The 19,926-nt window shown below is 29.4% G+C and carries 24 protein-coding genes; 23 read left to right on the forward strand and 1 reads right to left on the reverse strand.

The window, feature by feature from the left end:
- The first annotated feature begins 2 nt into the window (after window positions 1-2).
- A complete protein-coding gene (locus E0D87_RS06915; RefSeq protein WP_004834616.1) occupies window positions 3-491 on the forward strand; it encodes an ATP synthase subunit B family protein in 489 nt (162 codons plus the stop codon).
- A gap of 18 nt (window positions 492-509) precedes the next feature.
- On the opposite strand, the gene E0D87_RS06920 is transcribed toward E0D87_RS06915, so the two are convergent.
- On the reverse strand, window positions 510-1,679 hold the full coding sequence (locus tag E0D87_RS06920) for a nucleotidyltransferase family protein (protein ID WP_004834505.1): 1,170 nt from the start codon (window positions 1,677-1,679) through the stop codon (window positions 510-512).
- A 127-nt stretch (window positions 1,680-1,806) separates the two neighbouring features.
- Between E0D87_RS06920 and efp the strand changes: the two genes are divergently transcribed.
- The 22 genes from efp to E0D87_RS07030 all read left to right on the forward strand — a co-directional run bounded on the left by efp (window position 1,807) and on the right by E0D87_RS07030 (window position 19,915).
- Window positions 1,807-2,364: an elongation factor P gene (gene efp / locus E0D87_RS06925; RefSeq protein WP_004834440.1), complete on the forward strand. Its 558-nt coding sequence runs from the start codon at window positions 1,807-1,809 to the stop codon at window positions 2,362-2,364.
- Between the two features lie 15 nt (window positions 2,365-2,379).
- Window positions 2,380-2,706, forward strand: a complete 327-nt coding sequence (locus tag E0D87_RS06930; protein WP_130819890.1) for an Asp23/Gls24 family envelope stress response protein — start codon at window positions 2,380-2,382, stop codon at window positions 2,704-2,706.
- Window positions 2,706-3,089 carry a transcription antitermination factor NusB gene (locus E0D87_RS06935; protein WP_130819891.1) on the forward strand — a complete coding sequence of 128 codons (384 nt, stop codon included), beginning with the start codon at window positions 2,706-2,708 and terminating at the stop codon, window positions 3,087-3,089. The genes E0D87_RS06930 and E0D87_RS06935 overlap by 1 nt, the downstream gene beginning before the upstream one ends.
- On the forward strand, window positions 3,086-4,270 hold the full coding sequence (gene xseA / locus E0D87_RS06940) for an exodeoxyribonuclease VII large subunit (protein WP_130819892.1): 1,185 nt from the start codon (window positions 3,086-3,088) through the stop codon (window positions 4,268-4,270). Before E0D87_RS06935 ends, xseA begins: the two co-directional genes overlap by 4 nt.
- The gene (gene xseB, locus E0D87_RS06945; RefSeq protein WP_004834217.1) at window positions 4,263-4,448 is read left to right on the forward strand and encodes an exodeoxyribonuclease VII small subunit; all 186 of its coding nucleotides are present in this window, start codon (window positions 4,263-4,265) and stop codon (window positions 4,446-4,448) included. Before xseA ends, xseB begins: the two co-directional genes overlap by 8 nt.
- Window positions 4,441-5,265 (forward strand): polyprenyl synthetase family protein, encoded by an 825-nt coding sequence (locus tag E0D87_RS06950; RefSeq protein ID WP_130819893.1) that lies wholly within the window; start codon window positions 4,441-4,443, stop codon window positions 5,263-5,265. Before xseB ends, E0D87_RS06950 begins: the two co-directional genes overlap by 8 nt.
- Before the next feature lie 8 nt (window positions 5,266-5,273).
- On the forward strand, window positions 5,274-5,726 hold the full coding sequence (locus tag E0D87_RS06955; RefSeq protein ID WP_130819894.1) for an arginine repressor: 453 nt from the start codon (window positions 5,274-5,276) through the stop codon (window positions 5,724-5,726).
- Window positions 5,726-7,420: a DNA repair protein RecN gene (gene recN, locus E0D87_RS06960; RefSeq protein WP_130819895.1), complete on the forward strand. Its 1,695-nt coding sequence runs from the start codon at window positions 5,726-5,728 to the stop codon at window positions 7,418-7,420. Before E0D87_RS06955 ends, recN begins: the two co-directional genes overlap by 1 nt.
- Window positions 7,407-7,955, forward strand: a complete 549-nt coding sequence (locus E0D87_RS06965; protein WP_130819896.1) for an NUDIX hydrolase — start codon at window positions 7,407-7,409, stop codon at window positions 7,953-7,955. Before recN ends, E0D87_RS06965 begins: the two co-directional genes overlap by 14 nt.
- Window positions 7,945-8,640 carry a segregation and condensation protein A gene (locus tag E0D87_RS06970; RefSeq protein ID WP_130819897.1) on the forward strand — a complete coding sequence of 232 codons (696 nt, stop codon included), beginning with the start codon at window positions 7,945-7,947 and terminating at the stop codon, window positions 8,638-8,640. The genes E0D87_RS06965 and E0D87_RS06970 overlap by 11 nt, the downstream gene beginning before the upstream one ends.
- A 1-nt stretch (window position 8,641) precedes the next feature.
- Window positions 8,642-9,178 carry an SMC-Scp complex subunit ScpB gene (scpB, locus tag E0D87_RS06975; RefSeq protein WP_130819898.1) on the forward strand — a complete coding sequence of 179 codons (537 nt, stop codon included), beginning with the start codon at window positions 8,642-8,644 and terminating at the stop codon, window positions 9,176-9,178.
- Window positions 9,168-9,869, forward strand: coding sequence for a pseudouridine synthase (locus E0D87_RS06980; RefSeq protein ID WP_130819899.1), 702 nt, complete (start codon window positions 9,168-9,170; stop codon window positions 9,867-9,869). The genes scpB and E0D87_RS06980 overlap by 11 nt, the downstream gene beginning before the upstream one ends.
- Window positions 9,870-9,905: 36 nt before the next feature.
- Entirely contained in the window at window positions 9,906-11,117 is a 1,212-nt protein-coding gene (locus E0D87_RS06985; RefSeq protein ID WP_130819900.1) for a BaiN/RdsA family NAD(P)/FAD-dependent oxidoreductase, read from the forward strand.
- Complete coding sequence (gene cmk, locus E0D87_RS06990; RefSeq protein ID WP_130819901.1) at window positions 11,114-11,764, forward strand: (d)CMP kinase; 651 nt, start codon at window positions 11,114-11,116, stop codon at window positions 11,762-11,764. Before E0D87_RS06985 ends, cmk begins: the two co-directional genes overlap by 4 nt.
- A complete protein-coding gene (locus E0D87_RS06995) occupies window positions 11,754-12,356 on the forward strand; it encodes a lysophospholipid acyltransferase family protein (protein ID WP_130819902.1) in 603 nt (200 codons plus the stop codon). The genes cmk and E0D87_RS06995 overlap by 11 nt, the downstream gene beginning before the upstream one ends.
- Window positions 12,347-14,413 carry a bifunctional 4-hydroxy-3-methylbut-2-enyl diphosphate reductase/30S ribosomal protein S1 gene (locus tag E0D87_RS07000; RefSeq protein WP_130819903.1) on the forward strand — a complete coding sequence of 689 codons (2,067 nt, stop codon included), beginning with the start codon at window positions 12,347-12,349 and terminating at the stop codon, window positions 14,411-14,413. Before E0D87_RS06995 ends, E0D87_RS07000 begins: the two co-directional genes overlap by 10 nt.
- Window positions 14,414-14,477: 64 nt before the next feature.
- A complete protein-coding gene (gene miaB / locus E0D87_RS07005; RefSeq protein ID WP_130819904.1) occupies window positions 14,478-15,827 on the forward strand; it encodes a tRNA (N6-isopentenyl adenosine(37)-C2)-methylthiotransferase MiaB in 1,350 nt (449 codons plus the stop codon).
- Between the two features lie 162 nt (window positions 15,828-15,989).
- A complete protein-coding gene (locus E0D87_RS07010) occupies window positions 15,990-16,970 on the forward strand; it encodes a V0D/AC39 family V-type ATPase subunit (protein ID WP_130819905.1) in 981 nt (326 codons plus the stop codon).
- Window positions 16,971-16,972: 2 nt separating this feature from the next.
- Window positions 16,973-17,857, forward strand: a complete 885-nt coding sequence (locus E0D87_RS07015) for a V-type ATP synthase subunit I domain-containing protein (protein WP_130819906.1) — start codon at window positions 16,973-16,975, stop codon at window positions 17,855-17,857.
- A complete protein-coding gene (locus E0D87_RS07020) occupies window positions 17,858-19,246 on the forward strand; it encodes a V-type ATP synthase subunit I (RefSeq protein WP_130819907.1) in 1,389 nt (462 codons plus the stop codon).
- Window positions 19,243-19,674, forward strand: coding sequence for an ATP synthase subunit C (locus E0D87_RS07025; protein ID WP_004834608.1), 432 nt, complete (start codon window positions 19,243-19,245; stop codon window positions 19,672-19,674). The genes E0D87_RS07020 and E0D87_RS07025 overlap by 4 nt, the downstream gene beginning before the upstream one ends.
- A gap of 1 nt (window position 19,675) precedes the next feature.
- Window positions 19,676-19,915, forward strand: coding sequence for a V-type ATP synthase subunit F (locus E0D87_RS07030; protein ID WP_004834244.1), 240 nt, complete (start codon window positions 19,676-19,678; stop codon window positions 19,913-19,915).
- The last annotated feature ends 11 nt before the right edge of the window (window positions 19,916-19,926 follow it).

Genomic DNA, 19,926 nt, shown 5'->3' on the forward strand with positions numbered 1-19,926 from the left:
TTATGGCGCAAAAAAATTTAATGAGTTTGATTAATGAAATGGAAGATGTAATGGATGAGTCTTCATCTGTTCCTTTTTCTAGAAAAGTATCTGTTGATCCAGATGAGATTTATGAGCTTCTAAATGAAATGAAAGATGCTTTGCCAGAAGAAATCAAGCAAGCTCAATGGGTAACTGATGAGAAAGATAGAATCATTGGAGAAGCTAAGAGTGAAGCTGAGAATAGAATAAATGAAGCTGAAGCAGAAATTAATAATATAAAAGATCAAGCTAGAAATAAATTTAAACAACTTGTTTCTGAGCATGAAATTACTAGAGAAGCTAGAAATGAAGCAGATAGGATAATAAATGAAGCTAATGCTCAAGCAGAAAAATTAAGACAACAATCTTATGATTATGTTGATAGACTTTTCCAAGCTTCTACAGAAAACTTCAGTCAACTAGCTCAACAATTAGACAAGAATAGAAGAAGTATACTTGAAAGCAAATAATAATTAAACCTATGAGGATTACTCATAGGTTTTTGTTTTGTTTGTATAATCAGTATTGAATTGTCTATCAGTTATTAGAGAGTATAGGTTACTTGAGTCAATCATTTTTTGATAAACTAAGAGATTTTCATTATCCATATTGTCGGCATCAGATTTTCTTATCACAATTGAAAGCTTACCTTTTAGCTCAGAAAAAAGTTTAGCACCATTTTTATTAAAGGCAAGAACTTTTATAAATTTCACATCTATTTTATTTAAATCTAAATTTTGATCTAATATATAATTTACTACCAATCTTTTGATCCTAGATTTGGTAAACCTAGAAGAGGTCGATCTACTTAGGAATTCATCGTGATTTTTCGAATGTAAAATATTTTTCTTAAATAATTTATCCATACCTTGTTCAAAGCAAAGTGTATTTTCCATTGGTTTATTTTCTATTAATAATTTATATCTAAAAATATCATAGATGATATTGTCATTCCTTCTGTTATTTTCTCTTAAAAATTTAACTAGGCTTTTATATGATACATTAGGCATGTATTTTTTAATTGAATCTGACAGATTGTTTCTTATAGCTGTCGAAGAAGCAAAGGTAGAATTTGTAAAATAACTATCTTTATTATATGATCCTCGTCGAGTAATAGGAAATATCTCTATATTTGGATTTATTATAGAAATTGCCCTAAAATATTCTAAAGCAAGTATATTATTAGATGTTATAAATTCATCTGTTCCTAGAATTTCATTTATTGCATGTGACCTTGATTTTGTAAAAGAATTTTTATTTTTTAGATACTTCGCAGTTAATCGTTCAACTTCTTCATTCTTATCAATTAGTTCGTAGGAATATTTTTTGAAATCTTCACTTTTTATATTTTCAATACCAAATGCCAAATAATCTATATCTAATTTATTAAGAATCTCAATGGACTTAAAAGCAAAATACTCAGCAGATTGCAAGCTAATATAGGAAGGCATTTCTATAACAAGATCAAAACCATTTAATACAGCAACTTCTGCTCTAGAAAACTTATCTAGTATTGAGGCTTCTCCACGTTGAACAAAATCGCCACTCATAAAACTAATAAATAAGTCAGCATCTGTTATTTCTTTACATTTATCCAAGAGATACCTATGACCGTTGTGAAAAGGGTTGAATTCTGATATTATAGCTAATTTTTTCATATTATCACCAATACTATTATACACTAATAAATTAAGTCCGTATATTTACCTTTAGAAATATGCGAATAATTTTAAAAATATAAGTTGGTATGGTATAATAATGTAAGAAACATGCGTAGGAGGATATATGATTTCAGCAAATGATTTAAGAAAAGGTGTAACCTTTGTATATGATAATGATGTTTATCAAATAATTGATTTTCAACACGTTAAACCTGGTAAGGGAGCAGCATTTGTTCGTGCAAAAATAAGATCTGTAATGAACGGTGGGGCTAAGGATGTTACATTCAATCCTAATGAGAAATTTGAACAAGCAGTAATTAGCACAAAAGAAATGACATATTTATACAACGATGGCCAATTGTATTACTTTATGGACCCAGAAACATTCGAACAAATCGGTATTGAATACGAATCTGTTAAGGATGCTATAATTTATGTCAAAGAAAATGATATGGTTCAAATTAAATTCTATGAAGGAAAGCCATTCCAAATAGAGGCTCCAAACTTCGTTGAACTTAAGGTTGAACAAACAGAACCTGCTATTAAAGGTGATACAGCTACTAACGTAACAAAACCTGCAACAGTTGAAACTGGTGCTGTAATACAAGTTCCTGTATTTGTAAATGAAGGTGATGTTATTAAAATAGACACAAGAACTGGAGATTATTTATCAAGAGTTTAGTTTAAGGAGGCTACAATGGCAAGTAATTTTGTAAATGGATCAGTTAAGATTGCTGATGAAATACTTGATCAAATAGCAGTTGCAGCAGCAAGTGATGTTTATGGTGTTTACTTTGAAGATGATCAAGCCAAAAACTTCAGCTTCCATTCTAAAAATCCTAAAAGCAAAGTAAGTAAATATGGAAACAACTTGCATTTTAACTTGAATGTTAATTTTGATAGAGATGTAAATGTTAGAAAATCTGTCAAAAATATACAAGAAAATGTTAAAAATGTAGTAGAAAATATGACAGGAATATCTGTTACTAGAGTGGATGTTAATGTCTTAAATTTAGATATCTAATGAATAGAGTTGAGCAAAGAGAATGGGTATTTAAACTCATCTATCAAGATATGATAAGCCATACAGACGATATTGATAAAATAATTGAAAAAAATGGTTTATCAGATGAGGAATTTGTAAAAGAATCTATAAATTCATATTTTTCGAATATTTCTAGCATTGAAGAAAAACTAGAAGAGAATTTAGATTCTAGAAGCAAAAGATTAGCTAAAGTATTGAGAGCAATTTTATATCTAAGTCTAAATGAAATATATTATTTAGGAGTTCCTGTTTCTGTATCAATAAATGAAGCAGTCAATTTAGCTAAAAAATATTCCGATAAAGATGATTACAAGTTAATAAATTCAATATTAGGTTCAATTGTTAGAAAAGATGGAAAATGAGAAAGCCACTAAGTGTTAAGCAGTTCAATGAGTATTTTAAATCTAATATAAAACACGATCCTATATTTCAAAATCTATATATAAATGGGCAATTATCGAATATTAGGGTCAATAATTCCCATTTATATTTTTCTTTAAAAGAAGACAATGAAATAATTGATTGCGTAATTTACTATTTTGAAGATAAAGATATAAACTTTGATTTTGAAGATGGGATTGATGTAAATGTCAAGGGAAATGTTTTTTATAATAATTACTCTTCTAGAATTATTATTTCTGCAAAAGAAGTATCGGAAGTTGGAATATCAGAAAATTATAAAAAATTTTTAGATATGAAAGAAGAGTTTAGGAAATTAGGTTATTTTGATGAAATAAACAAAAAAGAAATACCTAAGTATCCTAAAAAAGTTGGACTAATTACATCCAAAGACGGAGCTGCTATCATAGATTTTATATCAGTCATTAATCAAAAACCTAATGATATAAATATTTTTCTATATCCAGTGAAAGTTCAGGGGCTTGAATCTTCGAATTTGATAAAGCAAGCCATATGTGATTTAGACCATAAAAACCTAGATGTAATTGTTATTACAAGAGGCGGCGGTTCAAACGAGGATTTATCAACTTTTAATAATAGAGACATTGTTGAAGCTGTATTTGATGCTAAAACTCCTATAATATCTGCAATAGGACACAAGATAGATTTAACTCTATTAGATTTGGTAAGTGATCTAAGTTTGCAAACACCAACTGAAGCTGGCTCTTATATAATAAAGTCTTATGCAAATCTTGAGAAGGATTTAGATGATGTAATTCATAAGATGAAACAAATTATTGGAGCTGAAATTGATAGTTTTGAAAGAAATCTTTTGTTTTTAGAGAGAGACTTAAGGAGCTTTCATCCTTTAAATAACCTAAATAATATTGAATTGGAGTTATCTTTTATCAAAAAAGAATTAGATACAAAGATTAAAAATAGTTTATCGATAAACGAAAATCGACTTAAGCTTATAAAATCTAATTTGGATCATCAAAATGATGTTATCAATCTTAAGAAGAGCATGATATTTGTTAAGGCGAGGGATAAAAATATATACTCAGCTAAATCTTTATATGTTGGAGATAAAATTATATTAGGTTTTAGTGATGGAGATGTAAAGGCGGAAATTATAGATGGATAAATCCTTACAAGAGAGTTTTAATGAAGTTGAAAATTTATTAGAACAATTAGATGAAAACAAAGATAATCTAGAAAAAAGCATAGAAATATATCAACAAGCCAATGAGATTTACAAGGATTTAAAGAATAAGCTTAAAAGTTACAAAGCTAAGGTTGAAATAATAAGTAGTGATGAATAAAGAGTACAAAGAGATATTTTTACAAAATAAAAACTTAATAGACCAAGAAATTGCTAAATATTTTAATAATGAATCTAAAATAGAAGAAGCAATGTTATATTCTATGGAAGATGGTAAAAGAGTTCGAGCAACACTGTTTTTAGAGACAAGAAAACTATCTATAAAAGAGATTAGTAAAAAAGATTTTCTATTTGCTCTAGCTATAGAAATGATTCAGGCCTATTCATTAGTTCATGATGATCTTCCAGCTATGGACAATGATGATTATAGAAGAGGTAAAGAAAGTGTACACAAGCATTTTGGCGAAGATCTTGGTATATTAACTGGTGATGCTTTACTAAACGAAGCAAGTAAGATAATCATGGAGGTTTCTCTAAATGATCCTTCTTATCTAAGAGCTGGAGTCTACCTTTTAGAAAAAGTTGGTCTTAGTGGGATGATAGAAGGCCAGATATTAGACCTTAGAAGGAGAAATAACTATGATAAAGATTTTCTCATAGAAGTATATGACAAAAAAACCGCCGATTTCTTTAAGGCGTGTACTGTAGCTGCTGGTCTTGTAAATGGATTTAGCGATCAAGAAATTAAGAGCTTAGAAAATTACGCCTATTATTTAGGACTAGGTTTTCAGCTACAAGATGATCTATTAGAAGAAGATTATGGTGATGAAATTAATATTTTAAGTCTAATGGATTATGACCATGCGAAAAAATGGCTTGATGAAATAAATGAAAAGTGTAAAAGTGAAATAGAAAAATTTGATAATAATGGAATGCTTTCATTTTTAATTGAATTTCTATCTAAAAGAGAGTATTAGAGGCTACTATGAAAAAGTATACAAGACAAAGATTAATATTAGATATTATTCAAAATAACGATGTAAAAACTCAAAGTCAACTTTCTGATATGTTGAAAGATCACGGAGTAGATGCTACACAAGCAACTATATCTAGGGATATCAAAGAATTGAGGATATCAAAAGTTCAAACTGACGATTATGAATATAAATATACCGTAGTAGATACTGTATATGATACCTTAACTGAAAGAATGGAAAAAATATTCAAAGAGTCTGTACTATCTATTGAAAAATCCTCACAGCTTATTGTTATTAAGACAATATCTTATTGTGCTACTGTATGTGGAGCATATATTACAAACGAAAAGTTAGAAAGAGTTGGAGGAATTGTAACAGGTATTGATACAATATTTGTCACTCCTAGAGAGTCAGAAAATATAGATGATCTCATTGAAGATTTAAGGAATCTTATCAAATAATGCTACTTGAATTATTTATAGATAATTTCGTCATAATTAAAAAAAACCATATCTTCTTTGAAGATGGATTTAATGTTCTTACTGGTGAAACTGGGTCTGGCAAGAGTCTTATACTTAAGGCTATTAATCTAGCTTTGGGGGATAGGGCTGATAAAGATAGTATAGGAAAATTTTCTGATAGAACTATTATAGAAGCAGTATTTCAGGTATCTGAGGCAACAAAGCTACAACTTCAGAAAATGGATATATACCCAGAAGAAGATAAACTAATAGTAACGAGGACTATATCAAAGAAATCTTCAAGTCTTAGAATAAACGGTAGAATAGCTAATCTTTCTACCTTAAGAGAAATTTCATCTTTTCTAGTTGATATATATAGACAAGGAGATAGCAATTATTTTATGAATAGTCAAAATTATATAAATTTAGTCGATTCATATACAAAAGATTCTAAAACTATTAAACTTAAAAATGAACTTAAAGATTTATATAGAAAAAAAGATGAACTTCTTGAAAGGCATGACAATCTTGACTTATCAGATGAAGAAATCACTAGAGAAAGAGATTTGATTAGTTATCAAATAAACGAAATTGAAGAGATTGATATATTTAATATAGACGAAGAAAGTCTTGACAAAGAATATAGTAAATTAAATAATATTTCTTCAATCATAAATTCTTCTAATAAAGTTAAAGAGATTTTAGATGCAAGTGATTTTGATCAAATTTCTATAAACAAACTAATAAATGAAACAATAGCTGAGCTATCTCCATATACTTCGGTTGATGAAAAACTAGAGTTGATATATACAAACTTAGTAGATTTATCTGAGCAAGTCAATGATTTGTATCGTGATATTGACTATTATGAATCATCTCTTGAATCAGATCCTGAGAGAATGTATGAACTCGATATGATAAATCAAACTATATTCACTCTTAAGAGAAAATACGGTTCTTCAATTGATGATATTAGAAATTACTATGATGAGATTACAAGAAGAATTAAAGAATTAGACGAAATAGATGATTTAAGAAGAGATATTGACAAAAATATTGAAAAAATTAATTCTAAGATGCTAGAAACTTCTAAAAAACTGACAGATATTAGAAAAAATAAGGCAAGTTTATTAGAAAAAGAAGTAAATAAATCAATAAAAGAACTAAATATAAAAAATGGTAAGTTTAAAATTGACATAACTGAAAGAAATGAAGTTAAAGCTAACGGCAAAGATGATGTTGATTTTCTAATTAGGACTAATAAAGGTGATAATCTAAAGTCACTGTCAAAAACAGCATCAGGCGGTGAAGTTTCTAGAATAATGCTAGCATTTAAGGAAGTATTTTCTGATTCAGACAGTGTTGATACATTAATATTTGATGAGATTGATACAGGTATTAGCGGTAGAACTGCACAAGTTGTTGGAGAGAAAATACTTGATTTATCAAAGAAAAGGCAAATAATTTCAATTAGCCACTTGCCACAGATTGCATCTCTTGCGAATAATCATATACTCATTAAAAAAGAGGATATAGATGATTTAACTATAAGTACAACTGAAGATTTAAGTGAATTAAGTCGAGTTAATGAAATAGCTAGGATGATAGGTGGAGTGGATATTACTTCAACTACGGAGCAATCAGCAAGAGAAATGTTAGAAATGGCGGAGGATTTAAGAAATGACAGAAGATAAGTTTTACGAGAAATCTATAAAATCTGATACTATTTACGATGGTAAAATATTGAAACTAAGAGTAGATACTGTTGAACTAGTTAACAAAAAATACTCTAAAAGAGAAATAGTTGATCATCAAAAAGGCGTTGGTATAATTGCTTTTGATGAAGATGACAAGTTGTGGATGGTCAAGCAATATAGGAAAGCAATTGATAAAGTTACACTTGAAATTCCAGCAGGACTGGTTGAATCAAATGAACTTCCAATTGAAACAGCAAAACGAGAATTGCAAGAAGAAGTTGGCTTTTATCCTGAAGAAATTTCTTACCTTTTTGATATGCACGCTTCACCAGGTTTTACAAATGACAAGTTGTCATTTTTCCTTGCAAAAAATCTAGTGAAATCGGAACTCGAACAAGATGAGGACGAGAACGTAGAAGCTCGCTTATATGAACTTGACGACTTATACAATATGATTGAAAACGGTGAGCTTACAGATGCTAAAAGCATAATTGCAATCTTGTATGCTATGAAGTTAAAAAATGAGAAGTAATGATTTAAATATCGAACTAGAGGCCTTTACAGGCCCTTTTGATTTGCTATTAAAGTTAATAGAAAAAAAGAAAATAGATATATATGATATAAATATTGAAGAAATAACAAATTCTTATCTAAACGAAATCAATAAGCTCGGAGATATTGATAATCTATCTGAATTCATATATATAGCTTCAATACTTTTGAATATAAAAGCAAATAGGCTTTTACCTAAGGAAGACTCAGATGATTTGGAAGAAGAATTTATATCATACCTACTAGCTTATAAGAAAATAAAATCTGTTGAAGATGATTTTAAACTTATGGAAGAAGAGGCTAGGAAAATATATTGTAAATATCAAGAAGATCTTAGTCAATTCGAGATAGAAGAAGAAGTTACTATAGAAAAAGATATAAATATCTTAACAACTGAATTTAAAAAGTTAATTAAAAATCTTGAGAAAAGAAATAATAAGCCAATAGTTCGTAGTTTAAAACAAGAAGATGTAAATGAATATATAGAAAAAATTAGAAAGACTCTTAATTTTACTAAAAGTTTGGATTTGAAAAATATAACAAGTAGAATAAAGTCTAAAAATGAATGTATTGCAACATTTCTGGCTTTACTTGAATTAGTGAAGTTAAAGGAGATCTTGCTAGAAGATAAAGGCACAAATTCGTTTTGGGTTGTAAAGAGGTAATATGGATAATAATTATTTAAAGGGTCTCATAGAAGAAATACTTTATATCTGGGCTGAGCCTATAGATATTGATGATTTAAGTTCAATCATATATGACTATAATAAACCTGAAATAAAGAAAGCTCTATTTGAATTAATAGAAGAGAGAAATAATAGGGAAAGTGGCCTTATAATAAGAGAATTTTCTGGATCATATCAATTTACAACTAGAAAGTGTCATGATAAATATTTTGAGAAAGTTATAAAAAAGACAGAGAAAAAATTAGGGACTTCGACACTTGAAACTTTGTCTATAATTGCATACAAACAACCAATTACAAGAGCAGAAATTGATAAGATTAGAGGAGTCAATTCTCAATCAACTATTGATTCTTTGATGGATAAAGGATTGATTGAAGAAAATGGAAGGCTCAATAAGATTGGAAAACCGATAATTTATATAACTAGTAATTATTTCTTGCAATATTTCAATATATCTTCTTTAGACGAATTACCAGAGATATCATTTGATGAAGAGGCGAATTTAAATGAGGATTAATAAATATATAGCAAAATCTGGATATACATCAAGAAGAAAAGCAGACGATTTAATTAAAGCTTCTAAGGTTAAAGTTAATGGAATAGTAATAAATGAACCTGGCTATGAAGTAACAGATGATGATATTTTAGAGATTGACGGGAAAAGATTATATCTAGAAAAAAACTTCTACAAGAAATTATATAAACCAGTTGGCTACGTTACTAGTAATTACGATCCACATAATGAAAAAGACCTCAATTCATTAATAGATATGAAGGAGAGATTTTTCGCTGCAGGTAGGCTTGATAAGGATAGTGAGGGGCTTCTAATAATAACTAATGACGGCCATTTTACAAATGGAATTATTCATCCGCGTAATGAATTGGAAAAAACTTATATAGTTACTGTAAGCAGAAAATTAAGCAAGTCACAAGAGAAAAAATTCGAAAAAGGTATAGATATAGGACGAGGGGAAATAACTTCTAATTCAAAAATTAAATTATTAGATTCTAAAACAAATAAGTATGAAGTTAAAATTCACCAAGGTTATAACAGGCAAATAAGAAGGATGTTTGACTATTTTTCGAGCGAAGTTATTAGGTTAAAGAGAATAAGTATAGGGTCTATTAAATTAGATGATATGAAGGAATATGAGATTAGGGATTTCAGCGAAAAGGAAATGGAATTCGTAAGAATAATCAAGGGATAGGATACTATCTCTTATTTTTATGGTAAAATTAATAATATGATGAAAATAGGAATAATTGGTGCTGGTCCATCAGGTATATTTACAGCTATAAATTTAAAAAATGAGAATAATGAAGTTTATTTGATAGATAAAAATAAAGAAATAGGTAAGAAGCTAGCAATAACAGGAAATGGAAGGTGTAACATAACTAATATTGCACCTTATGAAGATTTTCTAGATAATATTATTAGAAATAGAAATTTTATGTATTCTTCTTTTTCTAAATTTGATAACTATAGCCTCATAGATTTTTTATCTGATAATGGAATTGATACTGTCGTTGAAAATGATGGCAAAGTTTTTCCGAAATCAATGAAATCTACTGATATAATAGAAATGTTTAAAGATATTATATTAGAAAAGAAAGTAAAATTTATATCTAATACTGAGGTTAAAAGTATCAATAAATCTAATGATTTTGTAGTTACCACTAATAAGGGAGAATTTGAATTTGATTATCTAGTATTAGCTACTGGAGGCAAATCATATCCAAAAACAGGTTCAACGGGCGATGGCTACACTTTTGCAAAAAGATTGGGGCATCAAATTATAGATCAAACTCCATCTTTAGCTCCTATACACATCAGTAATGGATTTAATATAAAAGCTTTAAATCTCAGGGATGTAACGCTAAATGTTAACTTGATTGATAAATTATACTCTGAAAGAGGTGATTTATTGTTGACAAATAGATTTCTGACAGGTCCAATAGCTTTGAAAGCACAAGCTAGAGCTTCAAGAGATGACATTACGGATATGTTGATAGACTTATTTCCAAATTATAATTATGAATCTTTAGAAGAAATACTTCTAGAATTATTAATTAAAAATCCTAAGAAGAATATATCTAATGTTTTAAAAGAAATAATAAATGAGTCATTGGCTATATGTATACTCGATAGATTAGATATAGATATAAACACAAAGGCTAATCAATTAGAAAAAGAAAATAGAAAAGCACTTATTGATTGTCTAAAATGTTTGAGGTTTAAAGCAGTTAATAACACAAGTTTCAGTAGTGCTGTAGTAACAAGCGGAGGAGTAGATGTATCAGAAATAAACCCCAAAACTATGGAATCAAAATTGGTAGATGGTTTATATATTGTTGGTGAATTATTAGATGTAGATGCTCTAACAGGCGGTTTTAATCTACAGGTCGCCTTCACTACTGGATATGCTGCAAGTCTTGCGATAAGGGAGAGAATATGAATTATATAATAGCGATTGATGGCCCTAGCGGATCAGGAAAATCAACAATTGCAGAGAAAATTTCTGACATACTAGGAATAGAATACCTAAATACTGGCTCTATGTATAGGGCTGTAACAAAATATTTTCTAGATAGAAATATTAATGAGAAAAATGTTGAGCTTATTGAAAAAAGCTTAAATGATATTGAGATAAAAATAGTAGATGGTGAAGTTTTTCTAAATGGAAAAAATGTAAGTAACGAAATAAGAGGAGATTTAGTCACAAAAAATGTTAGCTGGGTGTCTGCTAATCAAAAAGTAAGAGAAAAACTAGTGAGCTTACAAAGAGATATTGCCAAAGATACATCTTTCGTCTTAGATGGGAGAGATATTGGAACAGTTGTATTTCCTGATGCTAAATATAAGTTTTTCTTGACTGCATCTCCTAGGGTTAGAGCGATAAGAAGGTTGGAGCAAAACGAATCTAGTTTAAGTGTTGATGAACTAGAAGAGTCAATCATAGCTAGAGATAAATATGATTCATCTAGGAAAACTTCTCCCCTAAAAAGAGCTGAGGATGCTATTCTTATTGATAATTCCGACATGACAATAGATGAAACTCTAGAAGCGATAATTTCAAAGGTAGACACTTCCTATGCTATATAATATCTTGGTTGTAATTCTTAAAATACTATTCATACCATTATTTAGGATAAATATTGAAGGTCTTGAAAATATAGACGAAAATGATAAAATTATCGTATGCGCAAACCATAAGTCATTACTAGATCCGATATTTTTAGCGATAGCTTTGCCAAGAGATCTATATTTTATGGCGAAGAAAGAATTATTTGATGTGCCTGTACTTAAAAGTGCATTGAAATCTTTTGGAGCTTTCCCTGTAGATAGATTTGGTAGAGACTTAAAAGTCTTAAGATATTCGGTTTCATTATTAAAAGACGGAAAGACACTTGGAATATTTCCAGAAGGAACAAGGGTCAATGAGCCTAAAAGAGAAAATGTCAAAGACGGCGTCGCATTTATAGCTATAAAATCAGATGCAGACATTGTTCCAGTAGAGGTTGTATCAACATATAAACCTTTTAGAAGGACTGATATTTTGGTAAAACAACCTATCAGGGTAAATGATTTTAAGTCTATGAAAAATAAGGACGCTATGAAACTTATAACTGATAAAGTTTATGAGAAAATTTATGAAAATCACACAATCATAGAAAGTGAGAATCAATGGAAATAATTATTGCAGATTATTCGGGATTTTGTGGAGGCGTTAGAAGGTCAGTAGAATTAGCTAATATAGCAATCGAAGAAAATGATTTAACATTTTCTGTAGGGCCTCTTATACATAATCCTCAATTAGTAAGTAAGTTGGAGAAGAATGGGCTTAAGGTAGTTGATAAACAAACAGCTAAAAATATCAAGGATTCGAGTGTACTTATAAGAGCGCATGGAGAAAGTGCTGACTTTAAAGATGAGCTTTTATCAAATGGAAACACTGTCATAGATGCGACATGCCCAGTGCTCACTAATATATACAAGAAAATAATGGAAAAAGAAGATGAAGGATATCAAGTAGTAATTGTTGGAGATAAAACACATCCAGAAATAATTGCTATGGAATCTTTTCTAAATCATGGTATAATAGTGTCAGATGAGACTGAAGCAAAAAATATAAAGAATTATAACAAGCTATATGTTGTTAGCCAAACAACCAATAGACTTGAGTATTTTTATGATATTGCTAACAAGTTAAAAGAAAATAATGATAGTGTAGTAATAGAAAACACAATATGTAAAGCAACTGAAAATAGGCAACAAGCAGCCAAATCCTTAGCTAAGGAAGTTGATTGCATGATTGTAGCTGGTGGTTTTAATAGTTCTAATACAAACAAGTTATATCAAGTAGCTAGTATGTATTGCAAACATGTTTTTAGGATTGAAACTGTTAAAGATCTACCTTTGCAAAAGCTCTCTAAATTTAAAAAAGTTGGTATAATCGCAGGTGCCTCTACACCTGATAAGATTATCGAGGAGGTAGTAAGTAGTATGGATGAATTCACAAAAGAAGAATTTATGAACAGTCTAGAGGATAGTTTAAAGAAGGTTTACCCTAAGGAAATCGTAAAAGGTACAGTAATTGATGTTAAGGATGATGAAATATTCGTTGATATTCAATTCCGTGCTGATGGAATTATCAAACTAGACGAAATGACAGAAGAAGAAAGAAAAGATCCAAAAAGCAGTTTCAACATCGGTGACGAAATTGATGTATATGTTATAAAGCTTGATGATGGAGAAGGTAACGTTGCTCTTTCTACAAGAAGAGTTGAAGGCATGAGAGTTTGGAAAGATTTAGCTGAAAAAGCTGAAAATGACGAACTAGTACATGGTGAAGTTACTGGTTTTAACAAAGGTGGACTTACAGTTAATGTTGATGGAGTAAATGGATTTGTACCAGCAAGCCAAATCGCAACATACTTTGTTAAAAACTTCAAAAAATTTGTTGGAGAAGATTGGGATCTTAAGATTGTTAGCATAGACGAGAGAAAAAATAGACTAGTTCTTTCTAGAAAAGATGTAGTTGAAGGTCAACTTGACGAACTTTGGGATGAACTAGAAGAAGGTCAAGTAGTAACAGGAAAAGTTGCAAGACTTACTGACTTCGGTGCTTTCGTTGAAGTTAACGGATTAGACGGACTTCTACATGTATCCGACATTGCATGGAGCAGAGTAGAACATCCATCAGATGTATTAAATGTTGGTGATGAAGTAGAAGTTAAAATACTAAAACTTAACAAAGAAAAGAACAGAATTTCTCTTGGACGTAAACAATTACTTGAAAAACCATTCGAAGCTTTTGCTAATCAACACGAAGTTGGAGATGTAGTAACAGGAAAAGTTGTTAATCTTTTAGACTTTGGTGCATTTGTAGAAGTTGCTGATGGAGTTGAAGGTTTAGTTCACGTTTCAGAAATTTCTTGGGAACATGTTGAAAAACCTTCAGATGAATTAAATGTAGGCGATGAAATTGAAGTTAAAATCATTAGCTTAGATAAAGAAGAAGAAAAAGTAGGATTAAGCATTAAAGCTCTTAAAGAGGCACCAGAAAGACCTGAAAGAAGAGCTAAGAGACCTGCTAGAAATAATAACAACGATAGACCAAGAAGAAGACCTGAAAGAGAAACATCATCTAACTTTGGAGACGATGATTTAAATAATAACCTAGGAAACCTTCTAGAACAAGCATTGTCAGAACAAGGAAACGATAGTTTACTTGAAGGTGAAGAAGAATAAATATAATTCTCAAAACTATGAGGAGATGAGTAAATTCATCTCCTTTTTTGGTGGTAGGAGTAATATGAATATAAAAGAAAAATATAGAGATTATTTTAAAGGAAAAAAATATAATATAACAACCTTTGGTTGCCAAATGAATGAGCACGATTCTGAAAGAATATCATATATTCTTGAAGAATTAGGCTATGAAAAGACAGAAAATAGAGAATCTGCTGACTTTATACTTTTTAATACCTGTCTTGTAAGGGAAAATGCTGAGCTTAAGTTGTATGGACAAGTTTCATCACTAAAAAAATTAAAAAAAGAGCATCCAGAAAAAATAATAGCTGTATCAGGATGTATGATGCAAACTTCGACAGCTAGACAAGTTATAATTGATAAGCACAAGGAAGTAGATATTATTTTTGGTACTAAAAATATTAATTCATTAGCTGATTTGATATTTAGATACCTTGAAACAAATGAGAGAGTTATAGATATATCAACAGATGTTGTTAAGGATGATTTTGTTAACTATAACACTCTAAATAACTTCCAAGCTTATGTTAACATTATGAGAGGATGCGATAATTTCTGTTCATACTGTATAGTTCCTGAATCTAGAGGTAGAGAAGAGTCTAGAAGGCCATCAGCTATCCTAGAAGAAGTAGAACATCTAGTTAGTGAAGGTTATAAAGAGATAACTCTTCTTGGACAAAATGTTAATTCATACGGAAATAAGGCAGACTTTGATGTGACTTTTCCTGAATTGTTACAGAAAGTAAGTGATGTAGCAGGACTAAAAAGATTGAGATTTACAACTAGCCATCCTAAGGACTTGTCTGATGAGCTAATTGAGGTTATCAAAAAAAATGATAATATCTGTAAATATTTCCATTTGCCGCTACAATCTGGTTCTAGCAAAGTTTTAAAAGATATGAATAGGAAATATGACCAAGAAAAATATATCGAAAGAGCTAAAAAACTAAGAAAAGAAATACCGGGGATTGCAATATCTACAGATATAATAGTTGGTTATCCTACAGAAACTGAAGAAGATTTCGAGGAAACATTAAAAGTATGCAAAGAGATTGCTTATGATTCGGCATATACTTTTAAATATTCACCTAGACCAAAAACAAGAGCGGCTAAACTTACACCAATAGAAGATGATATTGTACAAGATAGATTCGATCGTTTATTAGATACTCTGTATCCAATATTTTATGAAAAGAATAAACAATACATTGGAAAAACTGTTGAGGTTTTATTAGAGTCAGAAAGTAAGAACAACCCAGATATATTAACAGGTAGAACTGACACATTTAAACTTGTACATGTAAAGGCAGATAAAAAATTAATTGGTGAATTTGTTAAGGTTAAAATTACAGAAAATACATCGTTTACAATTTCGGGTGAATTAGTACAGTAATAAATTTTAACGTTAGAAATTATATAATATTAAAATTCAGTGAAAAATGAAAAAGATTTCATTGTTCATGAATAAATCAATAAATTATATAGAATATTTTTTATTGTTTTAATATTATTTTACTAGTGTTAAAATGTATGAGTGCCAAAGAAAGAGGTTCTTATGAGAGATGTAACTGTAAAAGCGAAAGCTAAATTAGGCAAGCTACCGAGTGATGATTTTTACAATAAAATGATTCATGAGAACAATTTGGATACAAAAATAGATTTGCTTAAAAGAGAATATAGTTTCTTAAGTGATTGCAATAGCAAAAAAGATATAGAAACTAATTTATTTAAGCATTTTTACAAAGAGTTAAAGAGTTTAGATTTTTTTCTGGAAGGTATTGATCATGAATTCTTCATTGAGTATTTTAGTATTTATGAAATATTTGTTATTCAAGAATGTATTCAGTCTATCCTAAACAATACTTTGGAGAAAAATTTATTAAACTTAGTCGAAAATCCTTTTTCCAAAGATATAAAAATTGAAATTGGAATGTCATTGGAAGATTTTGTAGAAGGTCTCAAAGATAGCAAATATTATAGAACTTTGTTGCCTTTTATTAACAAGAATATGGATAAAAACTCTTTGATATTTTTATCCAGTAATGCTTTAATGAAATTTTATTATAGAAATCTACTCAAAATGGCTAAGAGATTTAAAGCGAAAGAGAAAGTTTTGATAGAAAACTTTATAGGTGAATTGATTAACTTATCAAACTTAGAAATGCTCTATAGGCTTAAGAAATACTTTAATTTAAATAATAATGAGATATTTAATTATTTGATTGAAGGTGGTAAAAGTTTTAGAGCTGATAAGTTAAAGTATGTATCTAACTTACCTATGGAGGACTTCTTAGACTATCTAGCCAAGACTAAATATAAAGATTTATTTGAAAGTGGTATAGATACACATATACAAATTAAAAGAAGAAAGATGAAGATGTTCAAAGATGAAATAATCAAAGGAAAATCTGATATTCTTTATGTAATTTCTGCTATGAGTATCATCCACATGAATATTCAAAATTTAGTCAGTATATTAGAAGTCGACGAAGACTTTACTCTTTCAGAAAGATACGAACTAGTGATTGTGAGGTAATTATGGCAGTTGAAAAAATGCACCTAGTTAATATAACTTCAAGGCTAGAGAATTTAGATTCTTTCCTAGAAGATGTTATAGAGCTAGGGGATATTGAACCAGTTGATGCATTTAATCAAGTAGCATCAAGAGCCTTCTCAATTAGAGCTAGTAAAGAAAATGTTGAATTAACAGAAGACATATCAACTATTTCAAGTTTTGAAAAACCAAATAAGACAATAATTGATAAACTAAATGTTATGAAAGATTTCTTCAACATTGAAAATGTCACAAATAATAAAAATAAATTTATTGAAGCAGACAATGTTGATGAAATATATGATAATTTACAAGCTTTAATTGATAAGAAAAATGAATTAGAGAAAAAATTAGATAAACTTTATGAATATAAAGCTAATCTGGAAATACTTGATAAGTATGGAATTGATATCTCTAAAGTTAAAAACTTAAAATATTTTGATCATAGGTTTGGTGAAGTAAGTAAGGATGGTAGATTTATCTTAAAGAATAACTACGATAATATTCCATCATTAATCCTTCATCTAGACAATAGTTTGGATAATATGTCTTTAGATTATTTAGATGAATTGATTTCACTAGACAACGAGACTGCTAAGCTTAGAAGAGATACTGATCAAATCGTCGGCAATGAAAAAGACAACACCTTTAAGGTTATAAGTGAACTAGATAGAAAATATCAAAATTTAACTAAATCAAAATCTGATGAAGCTTATACAAGTATTATGAATGAAGCTGAAGCTAAGAAGTTGGAAATCGACAATGAATACAAGGCTGAGAAAGAAAAACTTGGTAAAATTTATGATGATCATAGTGATGATATAGTTGATGATATTACTAAATCTATTTTAGAAGAAAGGTATAGATAATTGGCAAATAATAAAAAAAATAAACAAATAGACAGCAAAGAAAATTATTTGTTAGTTTATCCTAAACAAGTTAAAGAAGATATTAATAGAGCTGTCAATACTATGGGTTTTATAGATAAAGAAACACCAGATTCTGATAATCTTGAAACTATAAATAGTAAATTAGAAGAAACTAACGAAGAAATCAAAAAGCTAGAAGAAAAGATTGAATCAATTAAAAATGAAAATAGCGAATTGATTGAAAATATTCCTTATTCTATAGACTACTATGAAAAAAGTGGCCAGATTAAGGATAAGATGGCAAAAGGTGACAAGTACTTTTACCTTAGTGGATGGGTTCCTAAATCAAAAGTTGATGATTTTAAACAACTTGAGAATAAGTATGACAAAACTAAGGTTAATGTAAATGAAAGGAGCTATTCCCAGCAACCGCCGACAAAATTAAAAAATAATATTTTATTTAAACCATTTGAATTTTTGGTCAATATGTACGGCGCACCAAATTATAATGAGATAGACCCTACGCCATTTTTTGCTATAACATATCTGTTATTATATGGAATGATGTTTGGGGATTTGGGCCAAGGATTAGTTTTTGTTCTTTTAAGCTTTTATGTAGACAAAATAAATAAAACTTTTGGTGGACTTATAAGAAGAATTGGTATTAGTTCATCAATATTTGGATTAATGTACGGTTCATTTTTTGGTATAGAAACTTTGATACCTACTTTATTAATCAAACCATTCGATAATATTATGACTGTTTTGATAGCTTCTGTTGCATTTGGTGTACTCCTTATGATTATATCGTTTATTATCGGTATATATAACAAGGTTAAAAAGCAACATAATATTGAAGAAGGTATTTTTGGTAAAGAAGGCCTTGCTGGTTTAATGATGATGGTTTCATTTATCCTAATTATTCTAAATATAGTTGGTAAGAATCCATTGCCTATGCCAGTGGGAATTGTAATATTAGTTCTATCAATAATTATGATTATATTCAAACAACCTCTAGCAAGAAGACTTGAGGGAAGTTACCCATTATACGATAGTTCAAAGGGAGACTATTATGTAGAAAGTTCATTTTCTATAGTAGAAGCCTTGCTATCTGTTTTCTCAAATCTTGTATCATTTACAAGAGTTGGAGCCTTTGCTATAAACCACGTAGGTTTATATATGGCTTTTGAGGTTATGGCAAAACTTGCAGGGGGTGGAATACTTGGAGTAATAATACTTATTCTAGGTAATATCCTAATTATTGGTCTTGAAGGAATGATCGTATTTATTCAAGGTCTAAGACTTGAGTTTTATGAAATGTTTAGTAAATATTATGAAGGAAATGGTCGTAAGTTTAGACCAATTAGAGAAATTAAGGAGAGATTATGATTTTTAAAATTGCTATATTAGCATTAGCTGTTGTCGTTATGACAATTTATTCAGGTTTGTACCTATTAAAAACAAATGAAGATGCATCAAAAAACAAAATTAGAAAGGCACTAAAAATAAACCTATCTACTTTTGTTCCTATAATGGTTATGATGATAGTTTTATTATTACCATCAACTTCTAAAGCAGCAGAAGCAGGAGCAAGCGCTGCAGCAGCTACTGATGGCTTAAAATATATAGGAGCTGCTCTATCAACAGGACTTGCAACTATAGGTACTGGTTATGCAGTAGGTACTGTAGGATCAGCAGCATTGGGTGCTATATCAGAAGATCAATCAATTCTTGGTAGAACAATAATCTTCGTTGGTCTAGCTGAAGGTATTGCTATCTTTGGTGTAATTATTTCTATTCTTATTTTATACGCATAAAATGAAGGCAAAGTTAATAAGTAATGATCCAAGCCTAAACTTAATGTTTAGGCTTGGTGCTATAGAAACAGAACAGGTAGAAGATTTGAATTACAGTCTAGAGATTTTTGATAAATCTGTAGAAGACAATGAACTAGCTGTTCTTATATTAAGTAAACAAGTATATAATAGTATATCTACGCGAGTAGAAAATTATAGAGAGAATGAAAGTAAGCCTTTGATCGTAGTAATTGATGGTTGATTGGAGGAAAT

The organism is Anaerococcus vaginimassiliensis, assembly GCF_900626155.1.
Classification (GTDB): domain Bacteria; phylum Bacillota; class Clostridia; order Tissierellales; family Peptoniphilaceae; genus Anaerococcus; species Anaerococcus vaginimassiliensis.